Consider the following 23,255-nt stretch of genomic DNA (forward strand, 5'->3'; position numbering starts at 1 on the left):
ATATTCACAACCATATACTATTTAATAATGTTTCTTTTGAGACTGGTAAAGCATATCAAAGTAACAAAAAAACTTATCACCAAATTAGAAATCATAGTGATAATTTATGTAGAAAGTATAAGCTATCAGTTATAGATGAAGATTATGTAAAATTTAAGGAAAAGTATAAAACCAATGGTAAATCCTATAAAGAATATATTGAATTTAAGAAAGGAAAATCTTGGAAACATAAACTTCAAATCGCTATTGATCATACAATTAATAAAGCAAATAGCTATGAGAATTTCTTAAAGCTTATGGAAGAATATGGCTATGAAATTAAACTTGGAAAATATCTTTCTTTCAGGCATAAAAAACAAGGAGAAAAAGGGCGATTCATTCGTGCGAGGGAAACTACTCTTGGAAAAGATTATACAAAAGAGAAAATAAAAGAGAGAATTGAAAATAAGGTAAATAAAAATTACAAAAATAACAAAATTTGTTATGATAAAAAATCTTATAAGAAATTTGATAATATAATAGACATAGAAAGTAATGAAAAGGTTAAATCTTCTAAAGGTTATGAAATATGGGCAAGAAAGCATAACATGAATACTATGGCGAAGACCTTAAATCAGCTTAGAAAATACGGTCTATCATCTAGTATGGATTTGGAAACTAAACTCCAAGAAGAGGCTGTTAATAGGCAAGAAATCCTAAATAAAATTAAAGATGTTGAAAAAGTTATGAGCGAAATTTACGTAGCTATTGAAAACATTAACACAATAAAAATAAATAAGGTTATCTATAAAACCTATAAAGAAAATCCAAATGATAAAGATTTTTATAGTGAATATAAGCCTCAAATTATCGCATATGAAAAAGCAATAAATGCTTTAGAAAAGTGTCAATATAAAAATCCAAGTATAAAAGAGTTGTCAAAATTATATGATGAATACAAAAATAAAAAAGATATTCTTATGGATGACTACGCCAACGAGAATATATTGATAAATGAATTGACTCAATTAAGAAAGAATACTGATAAGTATATTTATAATGAATTATATAAGTAAGGATCTGGTGTATCAGTTCTCCGGTAGTGTGAAAAGTTTTGTGTATCAGCCCTCCTGATAGGATGTGGCTGATATTTTTCAATATGACCAATCATTTTCCCTTAAAGACAACCAATAAAAAAATACAGGAGGCAGACTAAAACCTGCCCCCTATAATCTTTTACCTTTCTATGCTTTTATCATTTTTCTTCTTTTCATCCACTTTCATATCCCCTTTAGTCTTAAATTCCTTTAATTTTCCTAGTGTTGATGCTTTTGTTTCAGTATGCTCTTTAGCTTTTAATAACTTTGCAGAGTATACTTTTAGATTTGTGTATTCCTTATTATCCTTTCCCATACTTTTCTTTTCTTTGCCAAATAGGTGTACAAAATCTCCTTTTTTCAAATTTTTTACTTGATTGATTTTGTCATTATAGGCGTAGCAGCTGATGAATTTTGCATTTCCTTCCTTGTCATTTTCAGCAATAGAAAAGGAGGCTACTTTAAAGTCCCTCCCATCTTTTGATTTTAAATCTTTAATTTCTATATCAGTTGCTATATTTCCATCTATATTTAATGTATCCTTCTCTTTATTATCTATATCTTTCATTTCTTTATCTCCTTGTTCTTGATTAGCTTCTAAGTTTTCTTTTAACTCTTCTTCGTCTATATATTCAATAAACTTTTCATCAATAAGACCCATAACTGAATCGTTCATATAATTATCATAGGCATTATTAAGAACATTTTCATTTTCTACTCCTGTTTCAAGAGATATAATACCTTTTACAAATTCTTTATGATTATATTCTGCTAAAAAATCTATTGTATTTTTCATACTTTCAAAATTTGTATTTTCCATATTTGCTATTGTTTTTATATCACTTGCGTATCTAACAGAATCCCATTCATACTTTCCACTTTCTTTATCAAATTCTACTCCTGTGGCTAAAATAAATTGCTTTCCGTCAAATAAGGTAGCTTGATTATCTTTCACATCCAATACCATAGTGTCTCCAAATTCAGTTTCAATTACATTTCCCTTTTTTATATTCATTTTTATTCCTCCATTTCTATTTTTATCTTTCTTATCTGTTAAATCTTTTATTTCTTCTTCCTTTCCATCACTAATAATAAATTGTTTTATTTCTTCAACTGTTGGATCATCGATTGTAGTCTGAATAAGTTCAACTAATTTATCTTCTGAAGTGGCAAAATTTTTAATTCCATATTCAACTATATTGTTAATTATTCTCTGAGTAGCACCATCAAAAGAAAAATTTTCTCGAATAAATTCATTAAAGCTATATCTATCAAATTCCATATTCTTTTTCCTCTAATAATCTCATTTAAAGCTTTATCTGCCACATGGTTCACTATTATTTATTTCTTTTATATTATTATTTACTGCTAAATTCCCCTTATATTCCTTTAATTTATCCATAATAGATGTTTTTTCTTTCCTTTCAAAATCCCCTATTTCCTGAACTTTACTATCTCTAAAGTCAGCATCATTTCTATCTATTATTCCATCTAAATCCATATCTTTAGATAATGGGTCATAGAAGTTGCCATCATCATCTATTTCAAATCCCATTACTTCTCTCAGTTTTTCTTCATTTACTGATACAAGCTCACTAAAATTCCAAAAGCCAATAGATGTCTTTATCTGTACTAGCTCTTTTAAATCACTTGCATCTAAGGGATCATAGGTGTATTGAAAGCTGTCAATTAGGTTCTTATCTACATAGGTGTTCATCTTGTAATTTATTAAATCTAAACTTACCTGTATTTCATGTTTTTCATCTGGTGTAGTTGTATAAGCTATTCCTATATCTGTTAAGTCAGGAAATATAGTATCAAAGTCCTCTAACCTGTTTTCTTCATCATATTCTCTGTTAAGGAAGTCTATCAATTCTTCCTTTACTTCTTCTAGTAATGGATTATCTTGGCTTATATCTTCACTTTTTCCCATATCTAGTAAATTATTTACTTCTGCAAGTCTTAATGTCTTATCCTTTAAAAGTTCAGCTTGTGGAAATGTCTTTTGTATTTCAATTTTGGCTGTTTGAAATTGCTCTTCTGTATCTTTTAGTTTTGAAATTGTATTTTCTAATCTTTCTGGTAATTTATCTAATACATTATCCATTCTTGTTATATTACCTATTTCATCTGTACCAAACTCTCCTCTATATTCTCCCTTGCCTTTTAATATAAAGTTATATTTATTGAAAAAAGAATCATATTTTATGGATAAATCAAAATTTCTATATTCACCTATTTTTTCTCCATCTTTATCCATTTCCCTATATATTTTAACTCCCTTAATTTTGTTCAACAAAAACTCTCCAGCTATTTTCTTATCTATATACTTCTTTCCGTCAATAATTAGAGAGGTAAATTTATTATCTTCTTTTAAATTTTTATCTACATCTCTATAAGGCTCAACATTTTTAATATCTTCCTTTAAGTTCTCTATCCTTTCTTTTAATCTTTCTATTTCCTTTGGATAAAATTTAACTACTTTATCTTCCAGCTTGTAAAGATTTGATTTAAAATTGGACTCTAGCATTTTAAGTTTAGAAACTTCAACATCAAGGTCCATCTTCTCCTTTATTAATGGATTTCCTGTTGCAAGAGCTTTGATTTCGGCATAGTTTAATGTGGCTTCGTCTACATCTTCTGCAACTCTTACAGGAGTCTTTGACGTCATAATTTGGGAAATATATTTTTGTTTATTCTCTAAGGTTTGGAATAGGTAGGCATCAAAAGTATTTTCTGTTACATATCTAAATATATGGACTTCCTTATTCTCATTTCCCTGCCTCACAATCCTGCCTGCCCTTTGAGAAAGATCAGCAGGTCTCCATGGTATATCAAGATCGTGAATTGCAATTAGTTTGTCTTGGGCATTAGTACCTGCTCCCATTTTCTGTGTTGAACCAAGTAAGACTCTTATTTCTCCCTTTCTTACCTTATCAAAGATAGCGTCTTTTTCCATATTGTTTTTTGCCTTATGAATAAATTCTATTTCATTTTCAGGTACTCCCATATCTATAAGTTTTGTTTTAATATCATCATAGATATTAAAATCATTACTTGGTGTAGACATATCACAAAATATTAATTGAGCAGATTTTTTATCTTTATATTTATCCCAAATGCTAAATACATTTTTTATACAGGTATTCACCTTACTATTAGGATCATCAGAAAGTAAAGGATTGATTAACCTTTGGTCAAGTGCCATTTTCTTTCCGTCATTTGTAATCAAAAGCATATTATCAACGCTTGCGTCCACTTCCTTATTTCTAACCTTATCTGCTCTCTCTGAAAAAGTTTCAAGAATTTCTTTTTGTTCTTCGGTAGGCTTTGTTTTTATAGTTTCATAATGGGCAATTGGTGTAGGAAGATTTAAAACATCAGCTGTTTTAATATCCATAAATCCTTTTACAGTATTCATAAGTTCAGGAAGATTATAAAATTTTGCAAATCTGGTTTTGCTCCTATAACCATTACCCTCAGGATTTAATTCTATTGCCGTTATTGTTTCTCCAAAAGTAGACGCCCAAGAATCGAAATGTTGCAATTTCATCTTTTTTAATTCATCATACTGTAAATATCTCTGCATGGTATAAAGTTCAGCCATACTGTTGCTTACTGGTGTACCTGTGGCAAATACTAATCCTTTATTATTAGTAATTTCATCCATATAGCGGCATTTCATAAGCATATCTGATGATTTTTGTGAATCTGTAGAAGTAATTCCTGCTACATTCCTCATTTTAGAAAATAGATAGAGGTTTTTGTATGCGTGGGCTTCATCTACAAATAACTTATCTACTCCCAGTTCCTCAAAGGTTACAACGTCATCTTTCTTATAATCAGCATTTAATTTTTCTAACTTTGTCTCTAATTTTTTCTTTGTTTTTTCTAATTGCTTTACAGTAAATCTTTGATCCCTTTCTCTTTTATATTCATCTATATAGTCAATGATTTCATCAATTTGACCTTGCAATTCATATTCTTGTCTTTCTTTTGATATAGGAATTTTTTCAAATTGACTGTGCCCTATAATAACAGCATCAAAACTTCCTGTAGCAATACGACTACAAAATCTTTTTCGTCTATCTGGTGTAAAATCTTTTTCTGTAGCACATAATACATTAGCTCCTGGATAAAGTTCATTAAATTCTCTTCCAAATTGCTCTACAATGTGGTTAGGAACTACAAACATTGACTTATTACTCATACCAAGTCTTTTTGACTCCATGGCTATACCTATCATTTCAAAGGTTTTTCCTGCTCCTACTTCATGGGCAAGTAAAGTATTTCCACCAAACAACCCTCTTGCTATTGCATCTTTTTGATGTGCTCTTAATTCTATTTCAGGATTCATTCCTTCAAAAGTAAGATTAGATCCATCATATTCCCTTTGTCTTATGGAATTGAATCTTTCGTTATAATCTTCTACTAATCTATTTCTTCTTTCCACATCATCAAATATCCAGCTTTTAAATTCTTCTTTTATCATCTCTTGCTTACTTCTTGCAAGCATTGTTTCTTTTTGATTAAGCACAGATTTTTTCTTTCCATCACTGTCTTCTACTTGGTCAAATACCTTAGTATCTCTTAAATTTAAAGTATCTTCTATCAATTTGTAGGCATTTACCCTATTTGTACCATAGGTAAAAGAAGCAAGGTCATTGTCCCTATCAGAGCTTTTTCCTTCAACTCTATATTCTCCTGTAAAGTCAGAATACTTAATATCTATATTCCACCTTGATGAAACTGGTGTTTTCAACAAATCAAACATAAATTTTTTGTAATCTTGTTCCGGTATCCATGTTGCACCCATTCTAACTGTAATCTCACTTGCATCTAGTGCTTTAGGCATTACTTCCACTAGCTTTGCTTTTTGAAAATGTAACTCTTCTAATTCTTTTTTTAAGAGTTTACTATCCTCTAGATTTTCTTCCTTTCCTAACTCTTTTTCGATGTTTTTAATATAAGAGTCTACAACTTTAATTTTATCTCTTATATTTCCTGACAAGTATTCATCAGCACTTACGTAAGGTCTTGAAAAATCTCCTAACTCTTTAGCAGACTTAAATGGATTTATATCATTAGGTTCAAAGGAATCTAAATTTAAAAATATTTCTCCCTTTAATTCTTCTATTAATTTATCTCTTGTTTTTCCTGTCAATTCTTCCATATAATCAAAATTTATTTTACCTTTTTGACTAATAGAGAGTACCAGAGCATCTATTGCCCTATCTGTATGATCTATTATGACAGCTTTTTTTATAGTTCTCTTGTTAAAGATATCAGATTTTCCTATAAAGTTGCCTTCTTTATCTAATTTTTCCAAAGTTGAAATTAAAGAAAAATTGGCATCTTCTCTAAATAACTTTTTATTGGTTTTTGAATTTAGTCTTCCATGTTTGCTATTGAAATCATCGTAGAATTTATTTAGATTTTCTTGTTCTTTTTTTATCTCTTCATCTGAATAGTCTTCTTTTTGATAGGTTATAACTTTCCTTAGACTTTCATTTAATCTTAAATATTCTTTTACCTTATCTTTATCCTTTTCATTTAAGGATATTTTTTGCATAATTGAATTTTCTCTAAAATATATTTCATCATCCACTAAAGCAAAAGAATAGTTTTTAACACTATCATCAGCTGGTATTGTTTCTTCTCCTAAATCATCATTTATTTGAGCTTCTTCATACCTACCTTGAATATTTTTAATGGCTTTTTTTAGTCCTTCTTCTAAAGAAATATCTTTATTTTCAATACATGCAAGGCTTGTCCCAAATCTTGACGGTATTTCTTCCATAGTCCCTATTACCATCTGAGGATTATCTACAAAGTATTTATTATATATTAGTCCTTTTGCATCTTTATCTGGCTTTATCCAGTCTTCATCTATCTTTAATAGTCTATCTCTCTTTTTTAAAAAGATTATATCTGAAGTTACTTCTGTTCCAGCTACCCCTTTAAATGTAGTATTTGGTAGTCTTATTGCTCCTAAGAACTCTGCTCTTTCCGATATATATCTTCTAACATCTTCACTTTTTTTATCCATTGTTCCTGAAGATGTTATAAAGGCAATGATGCCTCCATCCCTAACCTTATCTAAAGTTTTAGCAAAAAAATAATCGTGAATTAGAAAGTTATTTCTTTCATACTCACGATCTGCTACTTTAAATTCTCCAAAAGGAATATTTCCTATGGCCACATCAAATAGGTTATTAGAAAAATTGGTTTCTTCAAAGCCTTTTATTTGGATATTGGCATTAGGGTAAAGTTCTTTGGCAATTTGTCCACTAATGCTATCTAATTCAACTCCATAAAAGTTTGACTCTTTCATTTCTTCAGGTAGATTTCCTATAAATCTCCCTGTCCCAGCACTTGGTTCTAATATATTTCCTTTTTCAAAGCCAAGATTAGAAAGACTTTCATAGATAGCGTCTATAACTACTTTCGGCGTATAAAAAGCTGTTAGAGTTGATCCTCTTGCCCTATTATATTCTTCCCCAGTTAGATTTTCTTTTAAAAAGTTTCTTGCATCAAGCCATTGACCTTCCTTTTCTTCATCAAATACATCGGAAAGTCCTCCCCAGCCGATATACTTTGCCAAAATTTCCTGTTCATCTTTTCTTGCACTTCTATTTCCTTTTTCTAAAGCCTTTAAGACATTTATAGCTTCAATGTTGTTTTTTAATCTCTGTGAAGGTGGTAGGTTTTCTACTTCATTAATAATTTTATAGTTTTCTAAAGAAACTTCAGAAACCCCTTCTATATTTTCTATATCAGTCCTTTTGTCTTTTTTAACTTTTTCTTCGTTATTATTGTCAATATCTTCAAAGCTGATTTGTTCTACCAGTTCCTCTTTATCAATAGATTGTTTTTCTTTTTCACTAGATTTATATACTTCTAAATCAAGATTTTTGTAGTCATTAAAAAGAATTGTTTCACTTCCGGTAATAAAACCATTCATTAGTCCTGTGCTATCTTCTAGTTCTATAGTTTTAGGACTTGTAGTATCGTTAATGGCAGTTATAGTGTATTCTTTTCCTTTGTATCTAACACTCATACCTTCTTTAAATGGATTTTCTTCTTGCCTTGCTCTATCATTTTCTATTTGCTGATTTAAATATCCATTTAAAAGCACTTCTCTATGTTTGTCATCAAGTAAATAAGGTAAGTTACTTAATATATCCTTATAACTTTTATATTTTATAGCTTGATTAGAATTTAAAATATACCCATTGTATCGTAAATTTTGTTTAAGAGATTTCCCCTTAACATCTAAGATTAGCTCTACCTTATACCCTTCTTTTCCATCTATAATATTTTCTGGTTTTTTTAATAATCCATCTTCTATTTTCTTTGACAGTAGTGAGTATTCTTCTTTTTGAGGATCAAAATAGTATTCTCTTTTTTCTTTGATATCCTTATCTATTAACTTGGAAAGAACTTCTTTTTTATCTCTTATTCCTTCAATTTTTGATTTTTCTTCTTGCGATAAATTTATATTAAAAGTAATTTTATTTTCTTCATTTATATGTGCTAAATTTTGATATGCACCACTGATTTCAAGATTTTTATTAAAAACATATATATCATTATAATAATCTGGAAATTGTTGATTAAAGCTTTGAACATCTATATCATAGCCTTCCTCAAATTTTGTAACTTTATCATCAGTAATTTCAAATAAACCTTCCCTTTCCAATTCTAATACATCATTTAAGTTTGTAAGGTTTGATTCTTTTATCTTGGCAGTAATTTCATCAAACAAACTGTCTATTTTTCTGCTATCTTCAAAAGATTTCCCTTTATATAAAGTATAGATCTTTCCTTGTGAGTTTTCCTTTCTTGGATAAACTCTAATTCCTGTTTCTTCTAGTTCTATATCCTTTGTTTTATCTTTATCTACTAAAGCGTAATAAATTCCTACTTTTACTGCTATTTTATCTTCTACAATCTCTTTTGTTAATTTTTCTTCTACTTCATTTCTTAATACTTCTAAAGCTTTTAAATCGCTTTCTTTAAAGGAATGTGAGAATAGTTTTAAGTCCTTATCAAAATAGGCATCATATGAATAATATATTATTTGATTATGGTTATTATCATATCCACTGGAAATATTTTTTATTTTTAAATATTTATTATCCTCTGTTTTAACTATATCTCCCACTTTTATAGAGAGTATCTCCTTATCATCTTCTATATTGTTTTCATGTGAATTATTTAAATATTCTCTATATCTATTTTCTATTCTAATAGCTAATTCTTTAACCTTATCTATTGACTTCATATCATCTGGAAGATTTCCTTGTTTATCGGCAACTTCTCTCATGATTTTTGCATATTCTCTTTGGAATACAGAGTTAAAACTTGCTAAGGTATTATTTCCTAAGTTTTCTCTTGCCTTTATAATTTCATTTTCTAAAACTTTATCCTTAACTAATACATCAAAAATTCTATCTTCAATTTGATTTATTGAAATTATTTTTTCATCTATCTTATTTTCTTCTATAGTTTGATTAAGTTCTATCTGACTTTTTCCTATTTGTTCATAAAGAAATTCAAAGTCTCTTTGGTTGATCTCATTTCCATCACCTATGTCTATCTTATAGTGATCAACTATTTTTCCATCTACTATATGGTTAAAATAGAATTTGGAATACCCCTCCCACTTATCAGTCATCTGCCCATATTCATCTTCTCCTAAGGTCTTATTATGAAGTCTTATCTTTTCATCTATTTCCCTTATTTCATCTAATAGTTCTTTAGTCAGCCTTTGTCCTGCATAATCTTTTTCTATTAGACTTGAACCCTCATTAAACTCAATTATCCAATAATCATCTTTTCTATGGCTATCTAAATCAAAACCTATATTCTCTTTATTTTTATTAGGATAAAATTCCTTAAATTCTTCAAAACCATTTACTATATCATCATCTATAACTTCTTTGTTAGAATTAACTACAATATTTGGAATATCATCATATCGACTTTGACTTTCTAAAAGGTAATATTCTCTTCCTTCTATTTCTTCCTTTTCTTTAATATAAAAAGTGTCATGTATTCCCTCAAGAATAATTCCATCGTCTAACTGGTCTAATGGTATATCTAATTGTTTTTCAAAGGCTATGGAATATATTTCTTCTTTTAAAAAGTTTGGCATAAATTCATCATAAATGATAAGTTTTCCATCATCACCTATACTTGCTACAGACTGTCCTTGATAATAATATATAGAACTATTATTTGTTCTTTCTATATATACATCATTATCAGTTGGAGGCAAATCATCTTGATAATTTATATACTCCTGGCTTTCTTTTTCTGTTTTATTTATTTCCTGATCTGTTTTTTTCTTCCTATTTTCTTCAAAACTTTCTTCATCTATATATCTATTCTTTTTAATAAGGTCATTAATTCTTCTTGCAACATTAGACCAAGATAGTAGTATTTCTTTTGCATTACCTTTATTATATTTTATTCCCTTCGCATCGTGCCACTCACCACTTTCTCTTGCAGCAGATAGTGCATGAGAACTTCCACCTACGCCATATTCATTTTTCAAGAAATCTGCTTGTTCTTTTAAATCATGCTTTTCAGTAAAAAATTCATATATTCTTTTCTTTCCATCAGAAAACCCGCTTCCTCTTTTTAGGCTTTCATCTATTTCATCTTGTGTTATAAAACTCTGAATAGGTGCAATATCCTTTAAATTTGACCTATATAATTTTCTTTCTATTTCTAAATCATTGATATCATTATAGATTTTAGATAATTTATAATGATGAAATCTTAAAATATCAGGATTAATCTTATATTCTTCTAAAAATACCTCGTATTCTTTTCTGAGTTTATTTATAAAATTTTTATCTTCAAGTTTTTTCCCGAGATTTTCTTTTTCATCTGGGAAGCCTCTTCCTTTTATATCATTAAGAATCGCTAAATATCTATCCTTAGTTTCATCAGTAAGATCTCTCTTTAAATACAATAATTTTTCTGCTATTTTTTCTCTTTCATATGTCGCACTTTCTACAATCTCAACATTGCTAGCAAATTCTCCTCTATCTAATAAATTATTAATATTATTAGCTAAATCTTTCCAAGAAACTATTTGCCCTTCTCTATATCTTGCCTCATCTCCATCTTTAAAAATTGCTCCTTCCTTTCCAAACCATGCAGATATCTTTCTTCCTTCAATTTCAAGACCATTGGCTCCCCTATATATTTCTTTCAAAAAGTTTGCCTGTTCTTCTAAAGATTTACCCTTAGAAAATTCTGCTATTACTGCTAATCTTCCATCTTCATGATTTCCTCCATGTATTAAAAATGTATCTATTTCTCTTTGACTTATTGGATTTGAGAAGGATATTTGCTCTCCATGATTTTTAGCAGAAAAAAAGGAAGTAGACTCTACTTCCTCATTTTTTAGATTAGGATTATCTCCCTTTCCCCTATTTCTTGTAGGGTCATATCCATGTTCTTCTTCAATCTCAGATATTTCAGATAGTCCTCTTCTTTCAGTTCTTCTGTCAGACCCCAAGTTTCCATCATTTTGACTTCTTCCCTCGTGATAAAGTCCTCTATCTCTTTTTCCTTTGATAGAAGATGATCCATCAATGCCCCTTGCAAATACATTATCTGATAATCCTCTTCTTTGTTCTCCTTGAGAAAGTTCAATCTCATCCTTCCCCATCTGTTGAGTTTCTTTAAATCTATTTTCTCGGGAATTGCCATATTGGGTATTAGGACTTCCATGCCTTCCTCCAATTCTTCCATCTTGTATGTCCCTCCCTGTCTCTCGAAGGAATTCTCCTTGACGATTGGTGTGTAAATCCCCTCCTCCATGAGGTATTCCTTGCCTGCCAATGTTACTTTCTCTTTCATCTTCCAAGCCTCCTTTTTTAAAATTTATTTTACCGTTTATATCAGAACTTAATTTATTATAACGCTCCTTAAGCTCTTTTGTCTGCTCCAAATCTCTTCTTTCTTGAATTTTCTCTAAAATTTCTAATCTTTTTATTTCCCTTCCCAAGTCAAGTAAGATATTTTTACTTATGTTAGAGCTTATACTTAATACTTTGTCTACGTCCAAACTTGATATTTTAGACAGTAAGGACAAGTTTTCTTCTTTTAGCTGATATGAAATCTCCATTCTCTCGCTTATGGAAATTTTTACGGATTCTTTTAACAAATTAAAAAGGTCTACCTTTTGAATGCTTTTTAAACTTTCATCAGATAGACTTTCTATAATTTTATTGAATTTTCCTCTAACATTACTTTCTACTAAGGCAGCAATTTTATCTTCTTGGCTTAATAGAAGCTTACTATCTTTTTCTTTAAACTTATCTATCATTTCATCTAGTAAGTTTAAATGCTTTTTGCTATCATATTTCCATAACTTTACCTCAGAAATATTATGATTAATACTTACTGTTTGCCTTATGTCGAAGATATATTTTATTCTTCCACTATCTATATCTAAAAGTGGTATTCCTTTTTCGCCTCTTTTAACGCTTCTACCTATACTTTTCCAATAATCAAATTCTGCACAGGCTGTTGCTTTTGGATCCATATTGTATATAGATATTTGATGTATATATGGATACTTATAGTTATTGCCTGATACCTTTAAATATTCCTCATATTTTTTTATATCTTTCTTAAATTCTTCTTTTGCAAGATAGATTGTTCTACTTAAATCTACTATATCATATCTTGGCATTTTATCCCTCCTCATTATAGTGATAAAAATGAACTAAATTTTTATATATTTATTTATTAAACTTTATTTCTTTCTATTTTTTAAATTTCTGTAAGCAAAAGATAACTTTAGCATGTCATTTACTCTATCTTTTTATTGCAATAAAAAAACGATTAGAATTTTTTACTTTTCAAATCGCTTTAACTGCCTTTATCCTATTGCTTCCAATCCAACATTGCTTTTTCTAACTTTGAAAAATTACAATTTGCTCTTCTTATAATTCCTGTTTTCTTTTGCTTTTGGTATATTTTTTCTACCTTTATCAAGACCTTTGTTTTTATTTTTAAACAAAAAGCGTATTCTTTTTGAAATAAGTCTTTATATCTAATATCCTCAAGTTCGTTAAAATCAATTCTTTCATAACAATCAGTCGGTACAGGAATCATTTTCTTAATATCCAATATAGATAATATGTGCATTTTTTCTCTATCAGAATAATATTTATAGATATCTCCATCTATAGTAATACTATTATCGATCACTTCATAAATCAAAAAATGCTCATCAGAAACATTCTTCCATTTTTTATGTTTTTCCTTTGCAGAAGAAATTGGAATAAAAAAATAGAAAGGTTTTAACCTCTCTGTTTGCTTTAATATTTTACCTTTGGGATGTAGGTAGTGATACACCTTCTTTAATGCTCCACCTTTAACGGTAGTGGGACACCATCTTTATCTGATAAGAGTATAACATATATTCATAGTAATATCAAATAAGTAAATTTCCTAATGCCTACTCTTTTATCACTTATATTATACCCTATTTCTTTCATAAATCACTCCTTTCTTCATTCCTATAACCGTATTCAATTTTTTATAATCAATTTACTTATAATATTTACCTATGGTATTTTTTATTTCTTCTTCAATTTCTTTTAAAAAATTCTCTTTATTTTCCTTACCCTTTGCTATATCACTTAATCTCATTTCCCATTTTGCTGTTGTCTTTGGAGATTTAAACTCATCTATAACTATAGTAACTAGGTTTAATCCTTTTCTAGTTGATATTAGGTTTTTCTTTTCTCTTTTTATATAACCTTTGTATATCAAATTTTCTATTATTCCCGCTCTTGTAGCAGGAGTACCAAGTCCTTTTCTTTCAACTTCAACATCATTAACTAATTCATCATTTCCAGCTATTTCCATAGCTTTTAATAGTGTGTCTTCAGTGAAGTGTTTAGGTGGTTTTGTATATTTCTCTTTTATATCTTTATTTTCAATATATAAAAGATCTCCTATTTTTACATCGGGAAGTTGTATATCTTCTTTCTTCTTTGATTTATATTCTTCTAAATATTTTGTAAACCCTTCTTCTGCAATTATTTTATAAGTGTTTATAAATTCAAACCCGTCAAATTCAGCCACTATCTTTGTTGTATTTTCTACAAGTGGGTATCCAAAACTTGCATAGAGTTTATTTGTTATAAGTCTATATACTTTGGCTTCACTTTCCGGGAGATTTGAAATATCCTTATTTAATGAACTTATCGTTGGAATTATTGCATGATGATCTGTAACTTTTTCAGAATTAAAAACTACCTTAATTCTTTCTGTGTCAAAATCATTTTTCCCTATAATATTATTTACAGTGCTTTCTATCATGTCTACTGTCAAATATCTTGAATCTGTTCGTGGATAGGTAATATACTTCTTTTCATACAGGCTTTGGGCATAATCTAGGGTTTGTTTTGCACTGTATCCAAAATACTTATTACATTCTCTTTGAAGTGTTGTTAGATCAAAGGGCAGATTAGGCTTTGTAATCTTTTCTTTTTTAATTACATCGGTTATTTCAATTTTTTCTCCGATTAAATTTTTAAGCTGCTCTGCCACTATCTTGTCATCAATTCTATCTGTCGACAGTGTAAATCCATTCATGGAAATCTCCACTGTATAATATTTTTCTTTTTTAAAACTATTTATCTCATCATCTCTATTCACAATCATTGATAAAGTTGGTGTTTGTACTCTGCCTACACTATAATTTTCATTATATAGACAGGAGTAAAGTCTACTTATGTTCATTCCAACAAGCCAATCAGCTATGGCACGAGCCTTAGCTGAATCAAAAAGATTATCATAATTACTTCCATCTTTTAAGTTGCTAAATCCTTCTTTTATGGAAGAGTCTTCCATTGAGGAAATCCAAAGACGTTTCATTTTCTTCTTACAATTTGCCATCATATATACAAGTCTAAAGATAGCTTCTCCTTCTCTACCAGCATCACAAGCATTAATAATGGTGTCAACTTCATTACTATTCATTAGTCTTTTAAGAATATTAAACTGTTTTTTAGTTGTCTTCGTTACCTCATACTTGTATTCTTTTGGGATAATAGGTAAATCTTCAATTCTCCACTTCTTATATCTTTCATCATACACATCAGGATTTGCCATTTGTACTAAATGCCCAACACACCATGAAACAATGTATCCATTCCCCTCATAATATCCATTATTTCTATTTTTTGCTCCTATAACTTTTGCTATTGATGCTGCAACACTTGGTTTTTCTGCGATTACTAATTTCATTTTTCCTCCTTAAGTTTTTTAATAAAAAAATGAGAGATTAAATTTTCAATCCCTCATCTTTTTATAGCTCTACTGATTTTTTATTTTTTCTATAATATTTATTCCATTATCTATTACATCTTCAAACTTTATGTCCCTAGCATAAAGATTTTTCTTCGAATAAGAATTCCATCTATCTAAAAAAGCTTGATCTGTTTTTAACATTCTCATTAAACTGATGATTTTATCTATATCAAATTCCGTTTTTCTATAATCAAAAGTTCTAATACATGCTTCTTTTAATATCTTGGTATCAATTTCTTTATCTTTTAATTTATAAATTATATAAAGATCATAGTAATCCTTACTTCTGCTATTTAAAAACCCCCTAGAGTATATTGTTTGAATTTTTTCTGCCACAATTGTTTCAATAGGATAGGCTTTAATTAAAATATCTTCTTGCCCAAAAGCACTTATATATTTATAATCTATGGGATGTGGTGTGATAACATCACCTGTTGCAATATCAAGAGGTACAATTTGTCTTATATTCTCCATCCTACAAAGTATACTTACACGAAACCCTCCATACTGGTCATCTTCCTTGATTGTACTTATTCCATGTACTTTATAGGATATATCATCTGAATGACTTGCTTCTAGTAATTCTTGTATTACTTTTAATACATTTTCTTCTGATAAATGCATATTTCTTAAAAGAAGATCTATATCTACTGTACTTCTTGAATCTATGCCTACTACATTAGATAAAAGAAAACCTCCTTTAAAAATAAATTTTTCATGATACTTACTCTGTGCTAATTTTTTTAATATGCTTTCCAAAAAATAATATAACATTACTGAATTAAATGGGAGTCCTGATTCTTTGCTTATATTATGACAAATGGCGGTTAACTTTGCTTTATTCATATACCACCTCCATAACTTCCCTTACTTTATCTTCTATTCCCATTTTTCTTGCTATTTCATATAGAGAATGTATATCCTTATCCTTATATTTAAAATAAGAACGAATGAGTTTTACATAAACTTCAGTATCCATTTTTTCTTTGTTGGAAATAAAATCACAAAGTATTCTTTCGTAGGAGTAAACATTCACAATGTTTCCAAACATTGTCTTTTTCTGTATAATTCCTAGATTATAAATAGATTTTTTTACATAATTGATATTAAGCGTATTTTGTTTCTCATTAAATTTATATCCATTGTATACTGTAACATCTATTCTCCATGGAATTTTGTCCGTTACCCCAAGTAGAAATAAAGCTGTCTCATAGGAAAATATCGCCTTTCTATACTGATATTGGAAAAAATAGTACTCATCGAAATCACCATCTTCAATAATATATATTCCTTTTTGAACTCTAAACAATTTTCCTTCTTTTGCTAGTCTACTTAAATATACTGTAGGTATGTTATTTTCTCTGCAATAAGCAGATGTTATAATGCCACCTGATTTTTTTAGATGTATTTCAATTTGCTTTCTATAATTCATTATATTCATCTCCTTGTTGTATTTACACTTATATTATATACTTTTGTGAGTGTGTATGCAACAAAGCTTTAAATTCCTATCCCAATTTATTTCAAAATTTATCAAGAAATTTCATATCATCGAATTCTTAATTATACAATCAATCATTTCTACTTAGCTTCCCTTTTATATGTTAAGTTTGGGTGTTGTTTTGTTCGTCGTTTTTTTATTAAAGTTCTAGAATTCTAATTGTACTTTTCTATCGTATGTTTATAAATTTACACGATAATTGAGTTTATTGTTGTTCTTAATCTAACGCTTAAATCATTGAGAAGATTAAAATTCATCTTCATCTGGAATAATTTCTGTATCTTCCTTATCTTCAAGATCATAATCCTCCCCTTCAGATTCATAATCATCTTCTAGTTCATTATAATCTTGCTCATCTTCAAAACTTGCTTCTTCATTTTTTTTATAGATTTTGAAGTAATATCCTGCACCCATTACACCAACAATAATTAAACCCATAAATAAATAAAGTCCTATCCCTGATTTCTTTTCTTCTTTCTCCTCTTTCTTCGGTTTTTCCTCCACCGGTTCTTCTTTTTTCACTACTTCTTCTTTTGGCTTTACTTCACTTTCTCCTTCAATCATATTTAGTAGATCTTGTTCTCCAACTTCTGTTAGTAATTGTACATTTTCTTGATTTTCCGAATGATCTACAATGAGGTGCATAGTTTTTCCACTCTTTGTTTGAAAGGTTAAAAATTGTCTAACATCTATTGGATTTTCCTTTTTTTCATCTCTTGATGTTTGATCTTCTACTTTCGGTGTAATATCCTGTCCATTTTTATCTACATTTTCTATAACTGTTCCTCTTGCCTTATTTTCTTTTGTGGCTAATGGATTAATTGCTTTAGTATTGCCACCTTTAACAAGCTTAGATGGCTTTTCTTTTTTATCTACTTGCTCATTTTTTATGTTATTTTCTTGTATTTTCGGCACTTCCTGATAAGGAATTTTTTGACTCTCATTGGATGGTTTATATACATCTTCATCAAATAAGCTTTCTAATTCTTTACTTTTTTCTGGCAAATAAATATCATTTGACTGATTTTTTATTTCATTTTCATTGCTCTTAGCTATGGATATGCTTGGCATACTGAATAGTAAAAGGAGTAGCACTAAGGCTACCCCTAATCTTTTTTTCTTCATAATTCTCTCCTTTTCTTACTTTATATTCTTGAAGACATAAACTGCCTTTCTGCTATTATCCCATTCTATACTTTGATCTTTTTCATCTCTTATATCCCCACAGCTTGCATTAAAAGCTTTAGCTATATTGGAAATAGATGCGTGAATTCTTCCATTTATAATTACAGGTTTAGTGTCAGAATGATAAATGTTTCCTTGACTATCTTTCATAACACCAGTATCTATATTTAATCTTAGAGTTTTTTTAGGTAAGGCTGTATTTTCTTTATTTGAAAAGATAGCCTCTCTCTTACTATCATCATATTCTACATTAAACCCAAGAGTATAGGCTGCATATCTAACAGGTAGCATAATGCGATTATCCTTGATATATGCTTTTACATCCATATACACAGTGGTTTTCTTTCCATCTTTTATAATGTTATAAAAGTTTTTGTCTACTTGGAAAACTGCAAATTCTTTTTCATCTTTAACTTGTTTTTTACCTTGTTGTTTATCGTTCTCTTTCATCTTGTTAAGATCAAATTGATTTAGGATATTCTTATCATCAGCTTTCAAAAGTTCGTCCCACTTCTTATCTTGAGATTTCTTATCTTCTTTCTTCTCTTTGTTTTCTTTTTGGAGTTTTAGAAGTTCATCTAATTTCTTAGATAGGTCTTGGTTTAGATTTTTATCTTTTTCATCTTTAGCTTGTTTCTCAAGTTCTTTTTTAGCTTTTTTATTTGCTTCCTCGATTAACTTCTTTGCTTCTTCAATTTTCTTATCTAATTCTTCTTTTAGCTTTTTAATTTCTTCTTCAGAAGCTTTTTGTTTTTCTTCTAGTTCTTTAATCTTCTCTTCTAATTCTTTTTTTGTATTTTCAGAAGATTCTTTTAAACTATCAATAGTCTTTTGAAGCTCTTCAATTCTCTTACAACATTCCGACTTAGAATTTTCTGTTTCTTTCTTTTTATCCTCTAAGTTTTTTATCTTAGTATCTTTTTCATCAAGAGCTTTTTCTAAGTCCTTAATTCTATTGTCTTTATCCTCAATTTCCTTAGTCTTCTTTTCAAGTTCCTCTTCTAAAGACTCAAGCTTTTCTTGCATTTCTTTGATTTTATTTTCGTTTTTATCGGTCTTTTCTTTCTCAGCTTCTAACTCCCATTTTGTAGATGAATAATCTTCTTTTAGTTTTGCATTTTCATCTTGTAATCTTTTTAGTTCATCTTTAAGCTGAGTAATTTCTGCTATTAGTTCATCATTGTTAGAATTTTTAAGATCCTCAATTTCTTTATTCAATTGAGCAATCTTATTGTCTTTATCTCTAATCTCTTCTTCTAGCTTAGCTTTTTCTTGTTTTAGTTTCTCTCCATTATCTTTGCAAGATTCTAACTTTTCCTTTAATTCATCTATCTTTGTTTGGTCTTCTTGTTTCTTATCATTTAAGTCTTTGATCTGATTTTCTAAATCCTTAATGTTTTTAGTTAAATCATCAATCTTATTGTCCTTTTCATCAATATCTTGTCCTGTCAAATCTGTTTGAGTATCAATGGAATATTTATTTGGATTGTATATAGTCATCTTCCCTTGATACATATCATTGTTATAATCAAATTCAAGTTCTACACTATCTACGTTCTTATCAAAGACAAACTCTCCATTTTCAAACCTTAATCCATTAGGAATAGATTTGAATCCTTGATTTCCGTTGAAACCAAAATGATTTTCGTAAAATGGATTTTGTTTTGGTCTATATTCAACATCTTGATTATGGAATACTCCTTTACTGTTAATGTTTGGATTGCCTAAAACTTTTATAGTGTGCAATTTATTTCTTGAAAAAGCGTATTGTTCAATTGTCTTTACAGACTTCGGTATAGTTATTTCTTGAAGGTTATTTCTTTCAAAAGCATTATGTTCAATATTTACCAAAGTATCAGGTAAAGTCACTTCTCTAAGTCCACAATTAAAAAATGCTAAACCACCAAGATAAGTTAGCCTATTTGATAGTTTTACCTCGTCTATACTTGCATCGTAAAAGGCAGCATAGCCTAAATGCTTAACAGAATCAGGAATAATTACTTTATCCCAATGTTTGCCACGTCCAAATTCTCTTTTATATCTAAGTTCATCGTTTAAATGACTTAAAGAATAATTTCCATTTATAGATTTTGTTCCTTCAGGAAATACTAGAACATTTGTCTTTTCTTTCTTTTCTAAGCCCTTATCACTAAAGGCAATTATATTTCCCTCAGAGGAATACATAAAATCATCTTCCGTCCACTCTACCTTATAATCTGTACTTGCATATACAGGACTTACAGCCACTATATTCACTAGACTTACAAGTAGCATTATCACAGCTAAAATTCCACTTGTTATTTTTTTCATAAATTTTCCTCACTTTCATTTGTATCTTTTCTTTTAAGTTCTTGTCTTTCTCTATTTTCTTCTTCCTTATTTTTTCTAACAATAAATAAAAATTCATCAAGAGATATTTTTTGACTTCGAAATTCCTTGATGACCTCTAAATTTTCTATTTCTTCTTGTTCCTCTACTAATAACTGAAGTTCTATTTCAATTTCTTCTTTTTTCTTTCTTAAATTCTTCTGTTTTTCTATGTTTCTGATTAATTTTTTATTCATAGATTTTTACTCCTTCCCCCTTATTTTGGTCTACCAAAGGAATAAAAGTGATTTTTCCAATATCTTGAGTTTATACTGGTATATTGGATAGGATCTCCTGCATGGAGCATCATTCCATTTCCGGCATATATCCCTACGTGAGAAATTGGCGTACCGGAATTATATGTGCCTTTAAAGAAAATAATATCCCCAGGTTTTGCCTCGCTTGGAGATATTGGATTACAATAGTTTTTATAAATAAGCCAAGCTGTAGTTCTTGGCATTCTCTTTACACCAGACTTTGTAAATGACCAACATACAAAACCTGAACAGTCAAAGTTAGATGGTCCACTTGCTCCAAACACATATCTTTTACCTATATGTTTTTCTGCTTCATTAAATAAGGCTTTGGCAGTTTCAGAATCAAAAGCAAGACCGGGATTTCCAAAGTTTGGATTGTCTATAATCTCTCCCAAGTTCCCATAGCTTGATCCAAAATATCCACTCATATTTCCCTGACTATCAAGTAATGCTAAATAATGAGCCATATTTGTTTCATAGTTTGCAAATTCTTCTCTTGCTATTTCATCAATACTTTTCTTTTTTATAGTTAATGTTAGAATTCTATAGGTGTATGGATTTCCTTCACTGTCATATTTTGTAATAGACTTTGAAGTATATTTTTTCTCATACATTTGATTAAATAGCTTTTTTAATTCCTTTTGTATCTCTTCAGCTGACTTAATCTCTCCATATCTTGCTGTTAAATAGCTAAAAAGCTCGTGTAGGTCATGACCAACAGAATCTCCTTTTATATGATATTCATCATAATTTGGATAATTTTCTTTAATACTATCTATTTCATCTTGTAAGGCATATTCATAACTTGTAAATTCATTGTTAATATCCATTAAAACTTCTTCTTTTGATAGATAGCTTGTAGCTATAACATTACTTGTTAATCCTGAAGTAAGACTGCCAACATTGCTAATTCCTTGAAATAGCATAAAAAAAAGTCCTAAAATACAAAGGGCAATTAAAATTTGCTTATATCCTTTGTTTTTTAAAGCTTCCAATGTTTTCTTTCCAATATTAGCGAAAGATTTCTTTACTCTATTTACTAAACCTTCCCCGTGTTTCTTCCTAAAATCTCTCTGAAACTTCTTTTTCATAAAAAATCGATTCAGTTTATTAGAGTTTTGATAAGCTTTAGTCTTCTTCAATTCTTCAAAATTTCTTTGAAATAGAAGTTTACTTTCTTTCTTATAAATTTTTCCTTCTAAAGATTTTATTTTTCTTTGAGTTTTTAAAGGTTTTTTTCTTCTAAAATGGCTAATTTCTCTACCTACAACTTCGGTAGTTCTACTAAGCTTATAAGCAGCGTTAACACCTGCATTATCATCTTTCCCACTATATAGATAGTTTGCCGTCATAGCACTCGCAAAAGTAATAGGTTTTTCTAAACCCGCTTTTTTTGACTTTTTCTTATACTTAATTAACTCTTTTTCTTTTTTATTCTTTTTCTCATATAGTTTTGATATTTTATCTTCCTTTTTATAAAACTTATCTTTTTCACTTTTGTTATCTTTTTTAGAATGGAATTTAGTTTTATTTTTTGTATCTACCTTATTTTCTTCAGATACATTTTTAGAATCCTGTACTTCTTTTTTTGTCCTGGTGTATTCTTTCTTTGGATCAAAGTTGCTTTTCTTTATAGTATTATCAAAAGCGTCTTTTATTTGTCTTTTCTTTCCCTTGTTTTTATTAGAAATTCCACTATGATTTAAATCAAGTTCATCTACTTCAAGATTCTCATTTTTTATTACGTTTTTTTCCTGTTTGAAGATTTCTTTTTTCGTGCCTATTTTTTCTTGATTCTTTTTATTTATATTATATTTATCTTTATTTTTTTCAGATTCACTTTTGAATCCTTCAGATAGGCTATCCTGTCTAAATTTCCCACTAGAAACCTTACCCATTAGCATATCTTTTTCTTCTAAATTTCTAACTTTGCCTTTGAAATATTTGCTATTTTGTTTTTTATTAGTATTCAGGTCTTGAATTATTTTTTTATCTTCTTCATTTGCCTTATATGATAGATATTTTCTTCTAAACTTCCCATTTAAAGATTTTAATTCTACTTTTTCCCCTTTATCCTTAAACTGACTTTGAGATTGATAAAGTTTTTTAAAGGTGTTTTTTTGAAAGCTTTCTTTCCCTTTCTCACCAAGAATAGAATAACCATCCCAATTTTTTCTTTGCACATCAGAAGATGGTAAATACTTATAGTCATCTCTTGTGTCCCTATATGATACATTGCTATCACTAAAGTTCATGTCATAGCGATCTATGACACCATCATTATCTGAGTCCTGCGATAAGGGATCATATGTTGAACTTACCTCTATATTAAAATCCTTATCTTCTTCTTTTCTAAATCTCCTTATTTTTTTCTCTTGCACTCCATTAAAACTTTCACTCTCAACGTTTTTCTTCCATTTTAAATTACTATTCCCCTTGTAATTTTTTTGGGGAGAAGTGCTACTTTTTAAATTAGAGCTAGTTGAATTTGGTCTATCATTAAAATCTTCTTTAAAG

11 protein-coding genes and 1 pseudogene are annotated in these 23,255 nt (G+C 29.0%); 1 reads left to right on the forward strand and 11 read right to left on the reverse strand.

Going from position 1 to position 23,255, the window contains the following annotated elements; genetic code table 11:
• The coding region (locus AC6FXG_RS08740; RefSeq protein WP_500572372.1) for a relaxase/mobilization nuclease domain-containing protein at window positions 1-1,055 on the forward strand (1,055 nt) is incomplete at its 5' end.
• A gap of 160 nt (window positions 1,056-1,215) precedes the next feature.
• Here AC6FXG_RS08740 and AC6FXG_RS08745 read toward each other — a convergent pair.
• From AC6FXG_RS08745 to AC6FXG_RS08795, 11 genes and pseudogenes are all read right to left on the reverse strand, one after another.
• A complete protein-coding gene (locus AC6FXG_RS08745; protein ID WP_500572373.1) occupies window positions 1,216-2,358 on the reverse strand; it encodes a single-stranded DNA-binding protein in 1,143 nt (380 codons plus the stop codon).
• Window positions 2,359-2,391: 33 nt separating this feature from the next.
• Window positions 2,392-10,236, reverse strand: a complete 7,845-nt coding sequence (locus AC6FXG_RS08750; protein ID WP_500572380.1) for a helicase-like domain-containing protein — start codon at window positions 10,234-10,236, stop codon at window positions 2,392-2,394.
• A gap of 1,262 nt (window positions 10,237-11,498) precedes the next feature.
• Window positions 11,499-11,957: a TnpV protein gene (locus AC6FXG_RS08755; RefSeq protein ID WP_500572374.1), complete on the reverse strand. Its 459-nt coding sequence runs from the start codon at window positions 11,955-11,957 to the stop codon at window positions 11,499-11,501.
• Between the two features lie 1,032 nt (window positions 11,958-12,989).
• On the reverse strand, window positions 12,990-13,433 hold the full coding sequence (locus AC6FXG_RS08760) for a type III toxin-antitoxin system ToxN/AbiQ family toxin (protein WP_500572381.1): 444 nt from the start codon (window positions 13,431-13,433) through the stop codon (window positions 12,990-12,992).
• Window positions 13,434-13,658: 225 nt separating this feature from the next.
• The gene (locus AC6FXG_RS08765; RefSeq protein ID WP_500572375.1) at window positions 13,659-15,365 is read right to left on the reverse strand and encodes a DNA topoisomerase 3; all 1,707 of its coding nucleotides are present in this window, start codon (window positions 15,363-15,365) and stop codon (window positions 13,659-13,661) included.
• Window positions 15,366-15,434: 69 nt separating this feature from the next.
• Complete coding sequence (locus AC6FXG_RS08770) at window positions 15,435-16,274, reverse strand: nucleotidyl transferase AbiEii/AbiGii toxin family protein (RefSeq protein ID WP_034545083.1); 840 nt, start codon at window positions 16,272-16,274, stop codon at window positions 15,435-15,437.
• Window positions 16,267-16,860, reverse strand: a complete 594-nt coding sequence (locus AC6FXG_RS08775) for a type IV toxin-antitoxin system AbiEi family antitoxin domain-containing protein (RefSeq protein WP_049555299.1) — start codon at window positions 16,858-16,860, stop codon at window positions 16,267-16,269. Before AC6FXG_RS08775 ends, AC6FXG_RS08770 begins: the two co-directional genes overlap by 8 nt.
• Before the next feature lie 315 nt (window positions 16,861-17,175).
• Window positions 17,176-18,054, reverse strand: a complete 879-nt coding sequence (locus AC6FXG_RS08780) for a CD1107 family mobile element protein (RefSeq protein WP_154254035.1) — start codon at window positions 18,052-18,054, stop codon at window positions 17,176-17,178.
• A 15-nt stretch (window positions 18,055-18,069) separates the two neighbouring features.
• Complete coding sequence (locus AC6FXG_RS08785; RefSeq protein ID WP_500572376.1) at window positions 18,070-20,424, reverse strand: leucine-rich repeat protein; 2,355 nt, start codon at window positions 20,422-20,424, stop codon at window positions 18,070-18,072.
• A complete protein-coding gene (locus AC6FXG_RS08790; RefSeq protein WP_004837916.1) occupies window positions 20,421-20,678 on the reverse strand; it encodes a hypothetical protein in 258 nt (85 codons plus the stop codon). Before AC6FXG_RS08790 ends, AC6FXG_RS08785 begins: the two co-directional genes overlap by 4 nt.
• Window positions 20,679-20,698: 20 nt before the next feature.
• A pseudogene (locus AC6FXG_RS08795) lies at window positions 20,699-23,050 on the reverse strand (C40 family peptidase); the annotation flags it as partial.
• Between the last annotated feature and the right edge of the window lie 205 nt (window positions 23,051-23,255).

The organism is Ezakiella massiliensis, assembly GCF_059862345.1.

Coding starts and splice junctions, on each gene's coding strand:
- AC6FXG_RS08745 (WP_500572373.1), bottom strand. CDS start 2,358: ATGGAATTTGATAGATATAGCTTTAATGAATTTATTCGAGAAAATTTT.
- AC6FXG_RS08750 (WP_500572380.1), bottom strand. CDS start 10,236: ATGCCAAACTTTTTAAAAGAAGAAATATATTCCATAGCCTTTGAAAAA.
- AC6FXG_RS08755 (WP_500572374.1), bottom strand. CDS start 11,957: ATGAAAGAGAAAGTAACATTGGCAGGCAAGGAATACCTCATGGAGGAG.
- AC6FXG_RS08765 (WP_500572375.1), bottom strand. CDS start 15,365: ATGAAATTAGTAATCGCAGAAAAACCAAGTGTTGCAGCATCAATAGCA.
- AC6FXG_RS08770 (WP_034545083.1), bottom strand. CDS start 16,274: ATGAATAAAGCAAAGTTAACCGCCATTTGTCATAATATAAGCAAAGAA.
- AC6FXG_RS08775 (WP_049555299.1), bottom strand. CDS start 16,860: ATGAATTATAGAAAGCAAATTGAAATACATCTAAAAAAATCAGGTGGC.
- AC6FXG_RS08780 (WP_154254035.1), bottom strand. CDS start 18,054: ATGAAGAAAAAAAGATTAGGGGTAGCCTTAGTGCTACTCCTTTTACTA.
- AC6FXG_RS08785 (WP_500572376.1), bottom strand. CDS start 20,424: ATGAAAAAAATAACAAGTGGAATTTTAGCTGTGATAATGCTACTTGTA.
- AC6FXG_RS08790 (WP_004837916.1), bottom strand. CDS start 20,678: ATGAATAAAAAATTAATCAGAAACATAGAAAAACAGAAGAATTTAAGA.